Origin of the sequence: Pseudonocardia pini, from assembly GCF_013870575.1 — a bacterium.
GTDB lineage: Bacteria > Actinomycetota > Actinomycetes > Mycobacteriales > Pseudonocardiaceae > Pseudonocardia > Pseudonocardia pini.
The window spans coordinates 1-2,611 of record NZ_JACBXB010000774.1 but is presented as its reverse complement, the minus strand read 5'-3'; the positions used below and the strand labels follow the sequence as shown (position 1 = coordinate 2,611).

Annotated in this window: 3 protein-coding genes; 1 reads left to right on the top strand and 2 read right to left on the bottom strand. The window is 74.3% G+C overall.

What is annotated here, in order from left to right; genetic code table 11:
• Positions 1-350 (bottom strand): MarR family winged helix-turn-helix transcriptional regulator (locus H5J29_RS28730; protein WP_181784111.1); only part of this gene is annotated, 350 nt, incomplete at its 3' end.
• Between the two features lie 50 nt (positions 351-400).
• Here H5J29_RS28730 and H5J29_RS28725 point away from each other — a divergent pair.
• Positions 401-892 carry a pyridoxamine 5'-phosphate oxidase family protein gene (locus tag H5J29_RS28725; RefSeq protein ID WP_246394423.1) on the top strand — a complete coding sequence of 164 codons (492 nt, stop codon included), beginning with the start codon at positions 401-403 and terminating at the stop codon, positions 890-892.
• A 41-nt stretch (positions 893-933) separates the two neighbouring features.
• Here the strand turns inward: H5J29_RS28725 and H5J29_RS28720 are convergent.
• Positions 934-2,611: ABC transporter ATP-binding protein (locus tag H5J29_RS28720; protein ID WP_181784110.1), on the bottom strand; the 1,678-nt coding region annotated here is incomplete at its 5' end.

The following is a 2,611-nucleotide window of genomic DNA, read 5'->3' as shown; positions in this document are numbered from 1 at the left end:
TCGGCGAGCTCGGCCTCCATGTCGGCGCGGATCCGGCGGGTGCGTTCCAGCAGCTCACGGCCGCGGGCGGAGAGCCCGAGCAGCCGGACCCGGGCGTCGGCGGGATCCGGGGTGCGTTCCAGGTACCCGAGCCCGACCAGCTCCGCCGCCGTCTTGGACACGGCCTGCTGGGTGACCTCCATCCGCTCGGCGATGTCGCCGACCGCCCGCGGCCCCTCGACCACGTGCTGGACGAGGTACCCGTGCGACACCCGGACGTCCCCGAAACCCTCCGCGGCCAGGCGGCGCACCGCCTCGTCGTTGAGCGCGAGGCCCGCGAGGTGCACGGCGGTGACGAGATCGATCTGCATATGCACAATCATAGTTGTGCAACTGTGGTTGTGCATCTACCGTGGTCGGCATGTCGCAGCGCACACCCCTCCCGGATCCCGCAGGCTTCGTCGCCATCGCCCACCGCGTCGTGTGGTGCACCCTCTCGACCGTGGACGCGGCGGGCAGGCCGCGCTCCCGCCTCGTCCATCCACTCTGGACGATCGAGCCGGACGGCACCGTCGTCGGCCGGGTGGCCGGCAGGCGCAGCTCGCCCAAGGCCCGCCACCTGGCGGCCCACCCGTACGCGGCGTGCTCGTACTGGGACACCCGGCACGACGTGGCGGTCGCCGAGTGTCACGCCGGGTGGGACCCGGACCCCGCGGGCTCCTGGCACCTCTTCGCCGAGCCGCCGTCGCCGTTGGGCTTCGACCCCGCGGCGATGTTCGCCGGCGGTCTCGAGTCCCCGGACGCGGGGATCGTCGTCCTGCGGCCCTGGCGGCTGCGCTGGGCCGAGGCCGCCGACCTCGCGGCAGGGGAGAAGCCGGTGGTGTGGAGGGCGGAGCGGGCCGCCGCGGCCTGAGCGTGGGCAGGTCGGGCCGCGAGGACCCGACCTGCCCCCGTTCACCCGGCGAGGAACCCGCCGGACTGTCGCTCCCACAGCTGCGCGTAGTCGCCGCCGCGCCGGATCAGCTCCGTGTGCGAGCCCTGCTCGGCGATCCGGCCGCGGTCGAGCACGACGAGCCGGTCCATGCCCGCCACCGTGGAGAGCCGGTGCGCCACGACGATCGCGGTGCGGCCTTCCATCATCCGCCAGAGCGCGGCCTGGATCAGCGCCTCGCTCTCCGAGTCCAACGCGCTCGTGGCCTCGTCGAGCAGCAGGATCGGCGCGTCCCGCAGGATCGCCCGCGCGATCGCGAGCCGCTGCCGCTGCCCGCCGGACAGCTTCACCCCGCGCTCGCCGACCAGGGTGTCGAACCCCGCCGGCAGGGTGTCCACGAACTCGGTGACGTGCGCGGCCTCGGCCGCCGCCCGCACCTCGGCGGCGGTGGCCCCCGGCCGCCCGAACGCGATGTTCTCGGCCAGCGTGCGGTGGAACATCGCCGGGTCCTGTGGCACGTACGCGATCCTGCCGCGCAGGTCGGCCTGCGCGAGCCGGGAGACGTCCTGCCCGCCGACGAGCACCCGGCCCGCCTGCACGTCCATCAGTCGCAGCAGCAGCCGGACGACCGTGGTCTTCCCGCCGCCGGAGCGCCCGACCAGCCCCACCCGCTCGCCGTCGGCGACGGTCAGGTCGAACCCGTCGAACAGCGGCTCGGTCTGGCCGGCGTGCACGAACCGGACCCGGTCGAACCGCACGCCCGCCCCGACCGGGTCCGGGGCCTCCGGTCGCGGGTGGTCGCGGACGGTGGGCTCGTCGAGCAGCAGCTCGGTGAACTGGGCGGCCTCGGTCGTCGAGCGCTCCAGGCCCCGGTAGGTCTGGTTGAACTCGAACAGCACGCGCGTGGCCTGCAGGAAGTACGCGAACACCACCACGACGGCGGCCACGCCGGGCCCGCCCTCGCGGGTCGCGACGGCGACGGCCAGCAGCAGGCCCGCCACGTTGGTGACCACCGAGAGCGGCGCCACGACCGTGTCGATCCGCAGGTTCGAGTAGTCCCAGGACCGCAGGGCCAGCACCCGGTTGTCCGCCACCCGCCGCCGGTGCTCGGCCGCCTCGCGCAGCTCGGAGGCGTGGGCGCGCACGGCGTCCATGTTGGACAGGGTGTCCGACACGTGGCCCGCCACCCGCGCGGACGAGGCCTCGCGCGCGTCGACGATCCGCTGCCGCCGCCGGATCAGCGGGAGGACGGCCGCGGCGCTGACCGCGATCGAGCCCACCAGGACGGCGACCAGCCACGGGTCGTAGCCCCACAGCACCACGGAGGCGAAGAGCAGCGGCACCAGCTCGGCGACCACCCGGAACGCCACGGTGTCCACGAAGTTCTCGAACTGGGAGGCGAAGCTCAGCACCCGCTTGGTCAGCGACCCCGCGAAGTTCTCGTGGAAGAACGCGGCGTCCTTGGCCAGCAGCGCCTCCATCCCGGAGACGTAGAGCGACTCGATGCCGTAGGCGTCGACCCGGTTGAGGCAGTGGATCGCGACCCGCCACAGCGCCTCGCCCGCGAGCAGGGCGCCCAGGAACAGCAGGATCCGGGGCCCGACGAGCGCGGCGGACGCGGGTGCGCCGCCCGCCAGCCGGGCCACCAGGTCCGCGACGACGAGTGGCGGCAGGTAGGCCAGGCAGACGTTGGCGACCGCG

Bases quoted from the DNA above. Each gene is read 5' to 3' on its own strand.
- H5J29_RS28725 (WP_246394423.1), top strand. From the start codon at position 401: ATGTCGCAGCGCACACCCCTCCCGGATCCCGCAGGCTTCGTCGCCATC.